Below are 14,749 nucleotides of genomic sequence, written 5' to 3' on the forward strand. Positions count from 1 at the left end.
CGGCGCATTAAGCCCATAAGGATTTGTTTGTTAGTTATTTAATTATAAATCCTAATTATTTATCAGTTGAAACTTCTTTAGTTTCAGCCGGATCAGTTAATTTTGCTGCATCATCTGATTTAGGTTCTTCGGCCATTTCTGATGTAACAGCTGGCTTTTCAGTTGCCATTACTGTTTCTGTACTTGCATCAACGTGTGGTTGATCAATAACTTTTGCGATCGCATCCATATCAAATACTAAGAAAATACCATCACAGTCTAACGTAACAGTTTTATCAGCTTCATTGATTGAATCAATCATTCCATGTAACCGTCCGATTGTTACTACATGTGCACCCTTTTGAAGCTTTGACATCATGTCATTACGCATATCGCGTTGTTTCTTCTGAGAGCGGGTTGTCATAAATAACATCCCTCCGATTAATACAACTAAAATAACAATGTTAAATAATCCCATTTGTAATACTCCTTTGTCCTAGTTTTAAAAAAACATTAAGTTTATTGTAGCGTACATTACACTAATTTGGTACCTTACATTCAATAATCGCGAACTTAGCTTTCTGTTGGCATTATATATCCTAAATGATCGTATGCCTTAACTGTGGCAACGCGGCCCCGTGGCGTGCGTTGCACAAAGCCAATTTGGAGTAAGTACGGTTCATACATTGATTCAAGAGTTTCAATCTCTTCACCTATATTAGCTGCTAAAGCTCCAATTCCAACTGGTCCACCATTATATTGTGTAATCATAGTAGTTAATAACTTAATATCAGTTTGATCAAGTCCCATTTGATCAACATTTAAAATTTGTAAAGCATGATTAACAATTTCAACATCGATTGCTTCTTTACCGGCTACTAACGCAAAATCACGTACTCGTTTTAATAATCGGTTAGCAATTCGTGGTGTTCCTCGTGATCGGCGCCCAATTTCATGAGCCCCTGAACTTGCAATCGAACTATGGAAAATATCAGCTGTTCGTTTAACAATCTCCTCAAGTTCAGCGACATTATAATAGCTCATATGTTCAACAATTCCAAAACGATCACGTAATGGCGCTGAAAGCATTCCCGCTCGCGTTGTTGCACCAATTAAAGTAAACGGTGGCAATGGAAAATGAACAGGATGCGCTGTTGGTCCTTGGCCAATTACAATATCAACAAAATAATCTTCCATTGCAGAATACAACATCTCCTCAACTGTAGTTGGGAGGCGATGAATTTCATCAATAAATAAAATATCACCCGGTTGTAATTCGTTTAATAATGCCAATAAATCCCCCGTCTTTTCAATAGCTGGCCCCGAAGTTGTTTTTAACCCAACTTCCATTTCATTAGCAATTACCATGGCCAAAGTGGTCTTTCCTAAACCTGGTGGACCGTATAAGAGGACATGATCCAATGCTTCTTCGCGACTACGTGCAGCTTTAATATAGACTTGCAGTTCATTTTTGACCGCTTCTTGGCCAATATATTCAGCAAATTTTTGGGGGCGCAATGATTTTTCAAGTGAATTTTCTTGATCATTTTGCACACCTTGTTGGTAGATTTGTTCGTCAAATTCTGCCATACTCACTCCTTTCACACTTATTCTATTATGTCACTTAGCCCATTAAATATTTTAACCCTAAACTTAAGTAAGTTTGTGTATCAGTAGGTTTTTCTTTAGCTAACTGCTTTTCAACACGTTTAATATCTGTTTTACCGTAGCCTAATGATTCTAATGCCAAAATTGCATCATTTAATTCCTTATTAACGCTAGGAATAGCTATAGGTTCGTTAAATAAATCCAATGTAGCTCCTGGAATATCAGCTAGTTTACCTTTTAAATCAAGCACAATTTGTTGCGCTGTCTTCTTACCAATTCCTGGAAACTTAACTAAATACTCTACATTTTGGCTTTCAACTGCACCAATCAAGGCGCTTTGATCAGCGTTAGCTAAAATCGCCAATGCTGATTTAGGTCCAATTCCGGAAACACCCAATAATTTATTAAACAACATTTTTGCTGAGATATCAGCAAACCCATATAATGAAATTTCATTTTCACGAACGATTTGCTCAACATAAATGGTCACTATTTGCTCTTCTTGATAAATAAACGGATTAGCCGTTAACAGCTTATATCCCATTCCTGCGACTTCAACCACAATATGTGTTGGTAAAATGAGGGTCACTTTTCCTGTTAAATATTCATACATTATTCAAAACCATTCTCTTTCCGTAGTCGTTTTTTAATAAGGATGACCATCATAATCAATCCAAGAACCATGTGAATCTTGAATCCTTTTAAACATTTTTTCCATATCAGTTAATGATAACGTTACTAAAACCGGACGACCATGTGGACAATTGTATGGATTTTTAGTTACACCTAGATTTTTGATTAATTCTTTAGCCTCTAAATCACTTAAATGTTGATTTGCTTTAATAGCTCGCTTGCAACTCATCATAATTGCTGTTTTTTCACGAAAGTCTGCCGTAGTAATCTGACCTTCACGTAGAACCCAATCAATCATTTCTCGAGTAGTACTTTCAACTTGATCAGCTACAAACCAACTTGGATGATGATGCAGAATAAAACTATTATCACCAAACATTTCTAAATCCAGCCCAACTGCTTGCAAAAGCGTAAGTTTATCATTGATTTTAACTACATCAACTAATGGATAATCCAAAACCAAAGGAATCAATAATTGTTGGCTAGCAGTCCCAAGATGGCCAATTTCTTCACGATAATATTCATAATTAATCCGCTCTTGAGCTGCATGTTGATCAATTAAATATAACCCTTGTGGCCCTTCTGCAAATAAAAAAGTTCCAAACATTTGTCCTATATAGCGTAAATTTGGCCAAGGCTTAGCAGATAGTTCAATCTCTGTAATGTTTTTTGGTTCAACCTCTAATGCTGTTTGTTGCCTTTCTTTGGTAACATCTACTGGTATTAATTGAGCCAATTCATTTTGGGGTTCGTTTGCATATCTAGTCTTAAAGGCTTTCACTGCAGAACTATTCAAATCTGTTTTACTTAACACATTAATTGGAGTGACAGCAGGCTTAATTAATGTGTTTTCAGCATCGACGTCAGCTAATTTTTGAAAACTACTTTTACTTATTCGTGTTTTTGTTTCATCAGGATTTAAATGATACTTCATCGAAGTCTGATTCAACTGATTAATAAAATCTGTTGAATCAATAGTTTTAGTACTGTCATCCTCTTGTGTTACTTGGTCATTTAATGAAGTTGCAATTGGTCCAGCCAGATTTTGATATCCATCAGGTATTAAACTCACATGAGTAAAAACTTGCTGGATTACTTGGGTGATCAAACTTACTAAGCTCTCTTCTTGACTTAAGCGAACCTCTTGTTTAGTTGGATGCACATTAACATCAACTAACAGTGGATCCATCTTAATATTAACGACCGCAAATGGATACCGACCAACCATTAATTTACTACCATATCCTTTAATAATTGCTTTAGTTATCTGGAAGTTTTTAATATAACGACCATTAATCAGCACTGAAATATAATCACGTGAAGCACGTGTTAATTCTGGTAGTGAAACAAAACCTTCGACCTGGAAATCATTATCTTCAGCATTTATGGGGACCATTTTTTGTGCTGCCGTAAGCCCATAAATTTCAGCAATTACTCGTTTAACATCGCCATTTCCCGCTGTACGTATAATTTGTTTACCGTTATGAACTAAGTGAAACGTGACTTGTGGATAACTCAACGATAGTCGATTAACAATATCAACAATTTTTGCTAACTCAGTTTGTTGTGATTTTAAATATTTTAACCGTGCTGGGGTGTTAAAAAATAATTCCGTAACTTTAATTCGGGTTCCACGACGGGCACTAGCTGATTTCTTTGCTAGTACCTCACCACCCTTAATATGCACATAAGTTCCCGCTTGCTGACCAGTACTTGTTGTTAGCTCAACATCTGCAATTGATGCTATGCTGGGTAAAGCTTCTCCTCGGAAACCAAGAGTTCGAACTTTAAATAAATCCTGACGATCAATTATCTTTGAGGTTGCATGGCGTCGAAATGCAATTTCAACATCATCATCGTCAATTCCATCTCCATTATCAATAATTTCTATTAATTTTGTCCCAGCTGCTTCAATTAATATATCAATTTGTGTCGCCTGGGCATCAAGTGAATTTTCAAGTAATTCTTTAACCACCGATGCGGGCCGTTCTATTACTTCACCGGCCGCAATTTGGTTTGCCAGGTTAACTGATAATTCATGTATCTTAGCCATACGTCCCCCTTTAATTAAAGTTTTTGTTGAAGCATAAATAATTTATTTAATGCATCTAATGGCGTCATCATTGCTAGATTCATACCTTTTAACTCATCTAATACCGCTTGTTGCTTTGAATCCGTTACCGGCTGGGCAAATAAATCAAGTTGTACCTCACTGGCTGTGACAGCTTGCTGGTTAGTAGGAATCGTTTCGTTGGCCTCGATGTTTGATTCGGTTGCTATTGTTGACGAATTTGTTTCAACTTGAATCAAACTTGCTGTACCTTGGTTTTCTAAATGATTAAGAATGACTTTAGCTCGTACTAGTAAAGCATCTGGCATCCCTGCAAGTTTAGCAACATTAATTCCATAACTTTGGTCAGCTGGGCCATCTTCCATTTTATGGACAAAAACTAAGTCACCATCTTGTTCAATGGCACCAACATGCATATTTTTCAAACCGGTTAATTCATCAGCTAATGCAGTTAATTCATGATAGTGCGTACTAAATAAGGTCTTAGCATGCACATTTTGATGAACATATTCAATAATGGCTTGGGCAAGGGCCATCCCATCATAAGTGGCCGTTCCACGACCGAGTTCATCAAATAAAATTAATGAGCTAGGAGTAGCATGCTTTAACGCATTATTAGCTTCTCCCATTTCAACCATAAATGTCGAATCACCAGAAATTAAATCATCAGCAGCTCCTATTCGCGTAAAAATTTGATCAAAAATTGGTAATATAGCTGCTGAAGCAGGTACAAATGAACCAATTTGTGCCAAAATAACAATTAACGCCAATTGTCGCATATAAGTCGATTTACCTGACATATTCGGTCCAGTAATTAACATAATACTATTATCTGGGGCCATTATAATATCATTGGGCACATAGTCTTGACGACCCAAAACTTTTTCAACTACTGGGTGTCGGCCATCAATAATCTCTAAATTGGCGTCATCAGTAAACGTCGGTTGTACAAAATGATATGTTTCAGCAACAACTGCAAAACTCTGTAGTACGTCTAATTCAGCTAAAGCTTGAGCTAGAGATTGCAAACGACTAATCATTGTCTTAATAATCTCGCGAACTTCAACAAACAATTGATATTCCAACTCCGTTGACTTATCTTGAGCTTCTAAAATTAGGGCTTCACGTTCTTTTAATTCAGGCGTACTAAAGCGCTCGGCATTTGTTAGCGTTTGTTTGCGTTCATAGCGCTGAGGATCTAGCTTAGCAATATTGGCTTTGGTTACTTCAATAAAGTAACCAAACACTCGGTTATAACCAATCTTTAAGCCATTGATTCCGGTAACTTCTCGTTCGTGAGCTTCAAGCTCGGCTAACCATTGTTTCCCGTTCTTCATAACATCGCGATATTGGTCTAACTGGTCTGAATAACCATCCATGATAACACCACCCTCAGTAACTGATAGCGGTGCTTCTTCATTGATGGCAGTTACAATTAATTCGGTTACCTCACTAACCGGATCGAGTTGTTCAACTAATGGTCCAAAAATATTGCCAGGCAATGTTTTTAAAACCGATCGTAATTTTGGTACTTGCTGTAGACTAGTTTTTAATTGAATTAAATCCCGTCCATTAACTGAACCAAATGCCACTCGGCCAACAAGTCGTTCAAGATCATAAACCTTAACTAAGGCTTCCTGAATAGCTGTTCGTTCAAAATAATTTTCAAGTAAGCCAGCCACAATTGCTTGACGCTTAATAATCGTACTTTGCGTTAATAAAGGTCGATCAAGCCATTGCTTTAACATTCGACCACCCATGGCTGTTTTGGTTTCATCAAGTAGCCACAGTAAAGTACCTTGCTTCTTACCAGTGCGAATGTTTTGCGTTAGTTCGAGGTTATAGCGACTATTGTGATCCATCTTCAAAAAACGCATTGGTTCATAGGCCACAAATGCTTGTAAGTGCGCCAAGGACCGTTTTTGCGTCAAAGTTAAATAGCCGACTAGATTACTAGCAACTAATTGTTGGGTAGTATCCGTTAACGTTTGCGTTAAAAAGCTCACTTCCGCTTGCGTTGGGGTATTTGGTTGTTGCGACACTAAAATCCCTAATTTAGCTAATTTTTCCGTAATGGCAGCTTCAACACTGGCATCAACGACGACTTCTTTAGTTTGGAGATTAAGGATTTCGTTAAAGACCTCTTCGCTTTCCATTAAGGTCGTTACTTTTTCTTCACCAGTTGATAAATCAGCATAGGCTAACCCATAATGCGCTTGGGTGTGGGTTAAAGCCGTAATATAGTTATTTTCTTTAGCATCCGCTTGGGTTCCAAATTTGGTTCCGGGCGTCACTAATTGAACCACATCACGTTTAACCATCCCTTCGGCTTGTTTTGGATCTTCCATCTGTTCAACAATGGCTACTTTATACCCTTTATCAACTAAAATATCGATATAATTTTGTGCTGCATGATGGGGCACCCCACACATTGGAATCGGATTATCCGCATTCTTATTACGCGTTGTTAATGTAAGTTCTAAAATCTGTGCTCCTTTGATCGCATCATCGTTAAATAACTCGTAAAAATCACCGAGTCGGTAAAATAAAAATGCATCTGGATATTGTGCTTTGATTGCATTATATTGCTGCATCATCGGCGTTTCTTTTGCAGTTTTTGCCATGCTATTTGCCCTTTTCCTTTGTTATTGTCCTTAATATTTTAGCATTTTTTAGCTTTAATAACATTACAGGGTCAAGTAAATCATCTTTTATGCTTGTGTTTCATGTGAAACATTACCGGTTAAACAACAAAAAACACCTTAGTTTTACTAAGATGTTTCGATCTACTATGCTTAATTATGAACTAGTATTTAAAGACGCTTTTGCGCAGCAGCTCGCTTACTTAAATGTACAAGCCGTCCGCCTAAAATTGATAATCCCATGTGTAGAGTTTGTGTCACACTTGAAATTGAACTCATACCATGTACTAACACATGTGCAATGATTTCATTAACTGCAATCCCAATGATAAAAACTAAAATAGTCATAAATGTTCCGCGGCGCATCCACACACCAGTATTTGTATCTTGATAAATTTTTACGGTTGTCCCACGTAATACCCCAAAACCAATCCCGGTAGCACATGAAGTAATAATTGCCATAATGGTAGCTAAGTTTAAATTCAAACTTGGTAAGGCCTTATATAAACTATATAAGCCAATCACAATAATAATAGCAATTCCTTTAAACGAATCTTTTAATTCTTGTTCACGTAACATCCGCATCAAAATAAACAAAAAAATCAGAATTGGACCGATGTAGTCACTTAAGTTAAACATTTCTTTCACCCCTAATTATATTTATTAGTTATTGTATCACTCACTGACAAGTGATGTTGAGATTACAGATAAGATGCATAAAAAACGACTTAACACGTATTTAATGCTTGGCAAAAACAAAAGCTTAGTCATTGTACAACGACTAAGCTTTTATAATTAAACTTGCTAGTATATTACTTAATTGTCGCAATTCGCGCAGTGGCGTCTTGGTCAGAAATAGCTGCCATATCAGCCACTAATAAATCTTTATAATTTTCAATCCGTTGCTTAGCCTTAGTGATTGCGTCATCAGCAACATCATAAACCGTTACTTGTTTACCATGGACTGCATTTTGGAGTGCAATTTGACTTCCTAAAACACCACCACCAGCTACTAATACTTTGGTTAACACTTTAATTCCCCCAAATTAAAAATTTATTTTACTTCAAAAAGTCGGCCTGTTGGAATGATGGGTTAGGATACTTGTAGAAGCCTTCGCCGGTTTCAGTTCCTAGCTTACCTTGATCAACAAATTCTTTTTGCAATTTTTCAGCAATTCCTTGTGATTCGGCATCTTGATTTGTTTTTAAAATATTACCAACCGTGCGAAGGCCCACAACATCCAAGATTCCAAAGGGACCATATGGTGACCCGGTTGCAATCATCCACGTCTTATCAATCTTATCTGGATCAGCAATTCCGTGATACCAAAGATGCATGCCGGCACTTAAAAATGGCATCAAAATGGTATTAAGGACATAACCTGGTTGTTCTTTTTTAACTAAAATCGGCACCATGCCAATTTCTTGGGCAAACGTTTCCATTTGCGCGGGTAAATCAGCATCAGTTTTAGGTTGGGCCATGATTTCAGCAGTATTATGTGACCATACAATATTGGCAAAGTGTAAGGCGATAAATTTAGTTGGTCGATCAACAAATTCTGCAATCTTACTTGGTAATAATGATGATGAATTTGTCGCAAAGACGGTTTGTTCATCAGCTGCTTCAGACGCCTTATTCCAGAAATTTTTTTTAATCGCTAAACTTTCTGGGACCGCCTCAATTACTAAATCAATTCCTTTAAGGGCACTTGCTAAATCGGAAGTATACGTAATTTTAGCAATATCAGCTTGTGCTTGTTCATCACTAATTTCCTTAATATCGGCTACTAGTAAATCCTTAAAACTAGCGACGCGCTTTTTAGCAGCAGCGACCGCATCGTCTGAAATATCATAAACGGTGACTTCTTTACCATGTACTGCATTTTGTAAGGCAATTTGACTACCTAACACACCACCACCAGCAATTAAAACTTTTTTAAACATCAGCATTCTCCTTTAAGTGAATTTAAAGTTGTAACTGCCATGATGATAGCATTGTCAAATTATGAGGGTCAAATTATTGAACTATCACGATAACGCTTGCTAGTTTGCATTTTCCCAACAAAAAATTCGTCGAGCATCTCTGCCAAACGAATTCTTTTGTTTTATCTAATTTACTGCCTATAACAGGCCTAACTCTACTTAATATCCACTATTCACCTCTCAGTAAGTGAAATATTCAATTTATTAATAATGACATTGGTAATCAAAATTGTCACTATCGTTATCATCAAAGAGATACCAATATTGAATATTGAATATTTTCCAAAGGCAATACTTCGGATAGCCTGTATTTGGTAAGTAAGCGGATTAACGCTAGCAACTAATTTAATTAGGAGCGGTGAATGATCAAGTGAATAAAACACCGGTGCTGCAAAAGAAAGTGGTAGTACCCCAAAAGTCATAATTAAATCTCTTGTGCGATAGTCTTTGATACCAATCGCTATTAGAACACCAAGCGAGCGCCAAAAATATAGCGACACGATTGCAAATAAAACAGCCATCACATACAGTGTTATATGCACTTTTATGCCAAAAAATACGGCGACCATAAACAAAATTAATGTCTGACATAGCATACTAAATGCAGAAAATATTCCGCCACCGATAACATAGTACAAAGGTTTAATCCCACTTTGCAATTTAAAAGCTAATAGGCCATATCTTTTATCTACTGTGGTTCTATAGATACTTTCACTAAAAAAATTAATTAATATATACGCAAATATCCCGAAAAACACATACGTTTTATAATCAACATCATTGCCAAGAAAGCTAATTTTAGATATTAATGCCCCTAATCCTTGAGCTAAAAAAATGAAATACAATACTGGACTTAAGATTTGTCTAATCAACTGCGCCACGGAGGTTTTATATGCATTGAACTCTGAGATGACCATAAACTTAACTGCCGCTATCATCCCAATATGACTATTATTTCGAAAATCTTCAGCATTAATCATTTGCTCACCTTCATTTCATAATAAATATCTCGTAAACTCTTTTTCAATTCAAGAATTTCATCGACGGTTCCATACTTAATAAGTATCTTTACCGTTTCCGTAACATCCTCAGCTAATACGACAACTTTATTATTGTCTAACTTGAAATTGATGATTTGAGCAGTCAATTCATCAGTTATTTTTGGAGTATGATCACTGGTAAACACAATTGATTTATAGCCTTGGGTACTATATTTTGTAATGAAGGTTTGTAAGTCACCAAAATATAGTACTTCTCCTTTGTCGATAAATAATAATTTATCAGCATATTTTTCTAAAATGTTGATATCATGTGAAGAAATCAGTGCTGTAACCTTAGCTTCTTGAATACTTTGTAAGAACATTTCTGCCGACTCAACATCTAAGCCCACAGTAGGCTCATCAAGTATTAAAAATTCTGGATTATGAACAATCGCCCGCGCTAATTGTACGCGCTGTTGTTGCCCACCTGAAAGTGTTTCCGGTAATTTTTTAATAAGTTGCTGAGCATCTAAATTTACTTTTTTCAACGCTTCAGACGATAATCGCTTTGACTCCTTAATTGAGTTTCCAAATAGTAATGAACCTAGTATTACATTATCAAAAACATCACTATACCAATCCATCATCTGAATTTGAGGCGAGTATCCGATTGACGCAAACGGTTGCTTAACATCATATTTACTAAAACCTTTCTCAAAATATTGGACTGTCCCAGATGTTGGTTTTAAGAAACCGGTAATGTTATTCATCAACGTGGATTTACCACTACCATTTGATCCAATTAGCGCAATAATTTCGCCAGAATTAATTGAAAAATTGATATTTTTGAGAATATCACCCTTAGATTTATCGTATCGATAGTTTAAATTGGTTACTTTTAAAATTTCGCTCACAAAAAACTCCTTTAATTCTGTATAAAATCAATTATTTTAATATACTCATGTTTATTTACATAACTATATTTTCAAACACTGATTTTTTCATAAAATTTTTTGTGTCGTCATTTGTTTCTTTTAAAATTTCTTTGAATCAACTATAAAATCATAAATAACAGACACATTCGACTGTCCATCATGAATTAATTCGTCTAAACTTCTCATTGTAATCTCCTTATTTTTTAGCTTTCAAGAATGAATTTAATGAGATTTTTCACATAAATTTCTTGTTGCTAAGAATTATAAAACTTTTATTATGATAATGTCAACCATTTATTATAAAAAATAAATTCGTTTAGATCTTTTTAATTCTATTTATTTCTAAAATATCCGAAAAAGTTTGTCTCATAAAAATAAAACAAAAAAATTCGTCGAGCATCTCTGCCAAACGAATTCTTTTGTTTTATCTAATTTACTGCCTATAACAGGAGTCGAACCTGCACGAGGTTGCCCTCACTGCGACCTGAACGCAGCACGTCTGCCAATTCCGCCATATAGGCATAGCATCACTAACTACTTAAGTGTACTCGTTTTTGCTATCTTTTTAAAGCTTTTAATTATCATTTAATTATTTTACTAATAACGTCAGTCCCGTACTTAGTTTGCATTGCGACTAACACTTGGGCCGTTAATTGGGCATCATCTAACGCCGCATGATCCGCCGTCATCGGTAATTTAAAATAATCGGCTAAATAGTTAACATTATATTTGGGTAAATCAGGTAATAATTTTTTAGCTAAGGTTAACGTATCAATGTATTTAAATGCTTGCAGTGGCAAATCATAAAAGTGGCAATTTGTGATAATCGCATGCTGCTCATTTTTAACGCCATGCACGACTAATGGTAAATCACCGACAAATGCGATAATTTGTGGCCAAATCGTAGCAAAAGTTGGCGCAAATAAAACATCACTCGCGTAAATATGATGGATGTTATCTGATGCGTAGCCGTCTAATTTAGACTCTGGATTAACTAACGTTTGCCAGTTATCTACAAGCTTTCCTCCAACGACTTTTTGCATCCCGATTTCAACAATTGAGATGCGATCGTTCATGTGTAAACCAAATTCAAAATCTAATGCAACAAAATCTAACATTTATTTTCCTCAAAAAAGCGGCCATGCTTTAATAGGCTTGGCCGCTTTAACTTTTCCTTATTTACGTGCTTTAAAGAACCATCGCGTCGTTGTGTCAGATACCGGTGCTTGGCCAAAATCAGCATGTACTTCAATATCTTTAAAACCAACTTCCGCTAAGAGGTCCTTAATTTCAGCTAAGGTATAGGCATATTCATAGTGTAATTCTTGAAGTTGTTGATAACCATCAATTTCTTCTTGATAAACAAAGAACGTTAACTCATGTTCAACGGAATTAGGCCGTTCACCTTCGTATGAACTCCATAAGAAAGCCGTTTCTTCATCATGCCAATTATACATATACCCCGGATAAACTTCATTAATTTGATATGGCGTAATCATATCAAATAAGAATTGGCCATCCGCAAGTAAATGCTGATAAACTTGGGTGAACGTTTCTTTTAACTGGGCTTTTTTACCTAAGTAGTTAAAAGAATCTGCAAATGATGTGATGGTTTGATATTGAATTGGTAAATCTGACCATTCTGTCATATCACCTTCAATTAAAGGAATCGTTACCTTAGCTTCTTCAGCGTGTTTCATTGCTAAAGATAACATTTCTGGTGATAAATCAAAGACACTCACATCTTGATAACCTGCTTGCGCCAATAAAACGGCCAAGCGACCAGCACCACCAGCTAAATCAAGTAATTTACCTTGCTTATCAGGGACATTTGCTTGGACATAATCACGCCATTGTAAATACAATTCACCATCAAACAAATTATCATATAATTGAGCAAACGTTTGATAATTAGCCATAATTAGTCCTCAACGATGTAATCAGTCAAGTCAACGTAAGGTGCGTCACCCCAAAGTTTTTCTAAGTTGTAGTGGCTACGTGTTTCATCATCAAAGACGTGCACGATAATATCAGTAAAATCAAGTAATACCCAACTACCTTCAGCCTTACCTTCGATTTGCTTAGCGAAGATGCCGTTTTCGTTTAATTGATCTTCAATTTCGTCAACAATCGCCTTAACTTGACGCTTTGAACCAGCATTCATAATTACAAAGTAATCAGCAAGTAATGACACTGATTGAACATCAAGGGCCACGATATCTTCGGCACGCTTGCTATCAGCGGCTTTAACGGCAATTTCTAACATTTTTTCTGAATTCATTTTATACCTCTTTATTGTGGTTAGTTATGACTAACCATGCGTTTATTTGTTATTTGCAACAAATGCGTTATATGTTAACACTGTTTTTGGATGAATTGGCGTTTGTTTAGTTAAAAGATAGTTTAACGTATGCTTAAGTTGCCAAGCAACCCCAGCATCCAGGTCAGCAAACGTTGTTGCACGACAATCATCAACTCCAGGAAAATCACGACCATCCTCAATATAATCAGCCATAAAAATTAATTTATCATAGATTGTCATATATGGTGCCCCAGTCGTATGACGCCGCACCGCATTTAAAATATCTTCGTCAGTAATGGCTAATTCATCATGAATCATTTCCGCCCCAACAAAACCATGCCAGACGTAATTACCCCAATTTAACATATCTTGATCAAGATGCTTACGCACAATAATCGTTTTAAACTCATCATCGGAACGTTCTTTGGCATAATCATGGACTAACGCAGCAACAGAAACTTTCTCTAAGTCAGTAATCGCAAAATGATCAGCTAACTCTAGAGCTTTAGCTTCTACTCGCAAAATATGTTGAAAGCGAAATTCAGACAAAGTATCGGCTAAAATTGTCACCAACTCATCTCGTGTACCTGCATAGTAATGTTTTTGATAATTAATGTCTTTCATCTTGATATAATCCATTCTTTACAATGTATTCGGCAACTTTTACTGGTACTAAATAGCGGATTGATCGTTGTTGAATAATTCGCTGTCTTATATCTGTTGACGAAATTTCAATAAGTGGTGTATCAACCCAAATAACCGGATATTTACTGTGCTGTTCAAATCCATTACGTTTAACCGCAACAAAAGTAATCATCGTTATAAGTTCATCAATTCGATGCCATTTTGGTAGGTATGCTACCTCATCACCACCAATGATAAAATAATATTGGGTATCTGGATGTTGGCGTTTTAATTCAATAATAGTATCAATTGAATAGCTTACACCACCTTTATTTAATTCGATGCGTTCTAACTCAAAATTTGCATTATCTTTAATCGCTAATTCAATTAACTTAGCACGCATACTACCATCAATCGCTGTTTTAGTATCAATATGTGGTGGTATATTATTGGGAATAAATAAAATTTCATCTAATCCCAATTGTGATCGCACTTGTTCGGCCATAATTAAATGTCCATTATGAATAGGATTAAAAGTACCACCCATAATACCAACTCGACGCTTAACTTGACTAGTCTCACTTTCAAGTGCCAGAGCCACATCTGATTTAAAAACCGTTGTCACCACTTTGTTCACCTCACTATTGTTATTAAAAATATCAATTAGATTGCATCAACTTCGTTTGAAAATTCACGATTATCGGGATTATCTGAGCGTTTATACACAACTAAGATTCGACCAATTGTTTGTACAATTTCAATTCGTGAATTGTCCTCAATATATGTTTTTACATCATTAACATCAACATCTGCATTTTGCAAAATTGCGATTTTAAATAGTTCGCGTTTTTCAATTGCATCTTCAACTTGGTCTAACCAAATCTTTGATAAACCATTCTTACCTACGTTAACCAATGGGTGCATTGAATGTGCTTGTGCCCGAAGGTAACGTTTTTGTTTTCCACGTAAAGTACTCATTTTTATCTCTCTAT

At 35.9% G+C, this 14,749-nt stretch carries 16 protein-coding genes and 1 tRNA gene; all 17 read right to left on the reverse strand.

The genetic code is table 11. The features are described from left to right. Window positions 1–55: 55 nt before the first annotated feature. Entirely contained in the window at window positions 56–457 is a 402-nt protein-coding gene (gene yajC, locus HF964_RS05695; RefSeq protein WP_210726996.1) for a preprotein translocase subunit YajC, read from the reverse strand. Window positions 458–552: 95 nt separating this feature from the next. Continuing rightward, complete coding sequence (ruvB, locus tag HF964_RS05700) at window positions 553–1,569, reverse strand: Holliday junction branch migration DNA helicase RuvB (RefSeq protein WP_168722091.1); 1,017 nt, start codon at window positions 1,567–1,569, stop codon at window positions 553–555. Window positions 1,570–1,603: 34 nt separating this feature from the next. Then, window positions 1,604–2,200 (reverse strand): Holliday junction branch migration protein RuvA, encoded by a 597-nt coding sequence (gene ruvA, locus HF964_RS05705; protein ID WP_168722092.1) that lies wholly within the window; start codon window positions 2,198–2,200, stop codon window positions 1,604–1,606. A gap of 33 nt (window positions 2,201–2,233) precedes the next feature. Continuing rightward, window positions 2,234–4,273, reverse strand: coding sequence for a DNA mismatch repair endonuclease MutL (gene mutL, locus HF964_RS05710; protein WP_168722093.1), 2,040 nt, complete (start codon window positions 4,271–4,273; stop codon window positions 2,234–2,236). A 14-nt stretch (window positions 4,274–4,287) separates the two neighbouring features. Continuing rightward, window positions 4,288–6,915 carry a DNA mismatch repair protein MutS gene (gene mutS, locus HF964_RS05715; RefSeq protein ID WP_168722094.1) on the reverse strand — a complete coding sequence of 876 codons (2,628 nt, stop codon included), beginning with the start codon at window positions 6,913–6,915 and terminating at the stop codon, window positions 4,288–4,290. Window positions 6,916–7,104: 189 nt separating this feature from the next. Next, window positions 7,105–7,572 (reverse strand): DUF1453 domain-containing protein, encoded by a 468-nt coding sequence (locus HF964_RS05720; RefSeq protein ID WP_168722095.1) that lies wholly within the window; start codon window positions 7,570–7,572, stop codon window positions 7,105–7,107. Between the two features lie 173 nt (window positions 7,573–7,745). Then, the gene (locus tag HF964_RS05725; protein ID WP_168722096.1) at window positions 7,746–7,964 is read right to left on the reverse strand and encodes a 3-hydroxyacyl-CoA dehydrogenase NAD-binding domain-containing protein; all 219 of its coding nucleotides are present in this window, start codon (window positions 7,962–7,964) and stop codon (window positions 7,746–7,748) included. 28 nt (window positions 7,965–7,992) lie between these two features. Further along, window positions 7,993–8,880: a 3-hydroxyacyl-CoA dehydrogenase gene (locus HF964_RS05730; RefSeq protein ID WP_168722163.1), complete on the reverse strand. Its 888-nt coding sequence runs from the start codon at window positions 8,878–8,880 to the stop codon at window positions 7,993–7,995. Window positions 8,881–9,089: 209 nt separating this feature from the next. Continuing rightward, window positions 9,090–9,896 (reverse strand): ABC transporter permease, encoded by an 807-nt coding sequence (locus tag HF964_RS05735; protein ID WP_168722097.1) that lies wholly within the window; start codon window positions 9,894–9,896, stop codon window positions 9,090–9,092. Then, window positions 9,893–10,810, reverse strand: coding sequence for an ATP-binding cassette domain-containing protein (locus HF964_RS05740; RefSeq protein WP_168722098.1), 918 nt, complete (start codon window positions 10,808–10,810; stop codon window positions 9,893–9,895). Before HF964_RS05740 ends, HF964_RS05735 begins: the two co-directional genes overlap by 4 nt. Window positions 10,811–11,268: 458 nt before the next feature. Continuing rightward, window positions 11,269–11,352 (reverse strand) — tRNA-Leu (locus HF964_RS05745). Between the two features lie 60 nt (window positions 11,353–11,412). Beyond that, window positions 11,413–11,949, reverse strand: a complete 537-nt coding sequence (locus HF964_RS05750; RefSeq protein WP_168722099.1) for a 3'-5' exonuclease — start codon at window positions 11,947–11,949, stop codon at window positions 11,413–11,415. A 57-nt stretch (window positions 11,950–12,006) separates the two neighbouring features. Next, window positions 12,007–12,750, reverse strand: coding sequence for a class I SAM-dependent DNA methyltransferase (locus HF964_RS05755; protein WP_168722100.1), 744 nt, complete (start codon window positions 12,748–12,750; stop codon window positions 12,007–12,009). Window positions 12,751–12,752: 2 nt separating this feature from the next. Further along, on the reverse strand, window positions 12,753–13,112 hold the full coding sequence (rsfS, locus tag HF964_RS05760) for a ribosome silencing factor (RefSeq protein WP_168722101.1): 360 nt from the start codon (window positions 13,110–13,112) through the stop codon (window positions 12,753–12,755). 42 nt (window positions 13,113–13,154) lie between these two features. Further along, a complete protein-coding gene (yqeK, locus tag HF964_RS05765; RefSeq protein ID WP_168722102.1) occupies window positions 13,155–13,757 on the reverse strand; it encodes a bis(5'-nucleosyl)-tetraphosphatase (symmetrical) YqeK in 603 nt (200 codons plus the stop codon). Then, window positions 13,744–14,385: a nicotinate-nucleotide adenylyltransferase gene (locus HF964_RS05770; RefSeq protein WP_420850126.1), complete on the reverse strand. Its 642-nt coding sequence runs from the start codon at window positions 14,383–14,385 to the stop codon at window positions 13,744–13,746. Before HF964_RS05770 ends, yqeK begins: the two co-directional genes overlap by 14 nt. Window positions 14,386–14,420: 35 nt before the next feature. After that, window positions 14,421–14,735, reverse strand: coding sequence for a ribosome assembly RNA-binding protein YhbY (gene yhbY / locus HF964_RS05775; RefSeq protein WP_168722104.1), 315 nt, complete (start codon window positions 14,733–14,735; stop codon window positions 14,421–14,423). Window positions 14,736–14,749: the final 14 nt, after the last annotated feature.

The organism is Periweissella fabalis (assembly GCF_012396505.1).
Taxonomy (GTDB): Bacteria; Bacillota; Bacilli; order Lactobacillales; family Lactobacillaceae; genus Periweissella; species Periweissella fabalis.

Bases quoted from the DNA above. Each gene is read 5' to 3' on its own strand.
- yajC (WP_210726996.1), bottom strand. From the start codon at position 457: ATGGGATTATTTAACATTGTTATTTTAGTTGTATTAATCGGAGGGATG.
- ruvB (WP_168722091.1), bottom strand. From the start codon at position 1,569: ATGGCAGAATTTGACGAACAAATCTACCAACAAGGTGTGCAAAATGAT.
- ruvA (WP_168722092.1), bottom strand. From the start codon at position 2,200: ATGTATGAATATTTAACAGGAAAAGTGACCCTCATTTTACCAACACAT.
- mutL (WP_168722093.1), bottom strand. From the start codon at position 4,273: ATGGCTAAGATACATGAATTATCAGTTAACCTGGCAAACCAAATTGCG.
- mutS (WP_168722094.1), bottom strand. From the start codon at position 6,915: ATGGCAAAAACTGCAAAAGAAACGCCGATGATGCAGCAATATAATGCA.
- HF964_RS05720 (WP_168722095.1), bottom strand. From the start codon at position 7,572: ATGTTTAACTTAAGTGACTACATCGGTCCAATTCTGATTTTTTTGTTT.
- HF964_RS05735 (WP_168722097.1), bottom strand. From the start codon at position 9,896: ATGATTAATGCTGAAGATTTTCGAAATAATAGTCATATTGGGATGATA.
- HF964_RS05750 (WP_168722099.1), bottom strand. From the start codon at position 11,949: ATGTTAGATTTTGTTGCATTAGATTTTGAATTTGGTTTACACATGAAC.
- HF964_RS05755 (WP_168722100.1), bottom strand. From the start codon at position 12,750: ATGGCTAATTATCAAACGTTTGCTCAATTATATGATAATTTGTTTGAT.
- rsfS (WP_168722101.1), bottom strand. From the start codon at position 13,112: ATGAATTCAGAAAAAATGTTAGAAATTGCCGTTAAAGCCGCTGATAGC.
- yqeK (WP_168722102.1), bottom strand. From the start codon at position 13,757: ATGAAAGACATTAATTATCAAAAACATTACTATGCAGGTACACGAGAT.
- yhbY (WP_168722104.1), bottom strand. From the start codon at position 14,735: ATGAGTACTTTACGTGGAAAACAAAAACGTTACCTTCGGGCACAAGCA.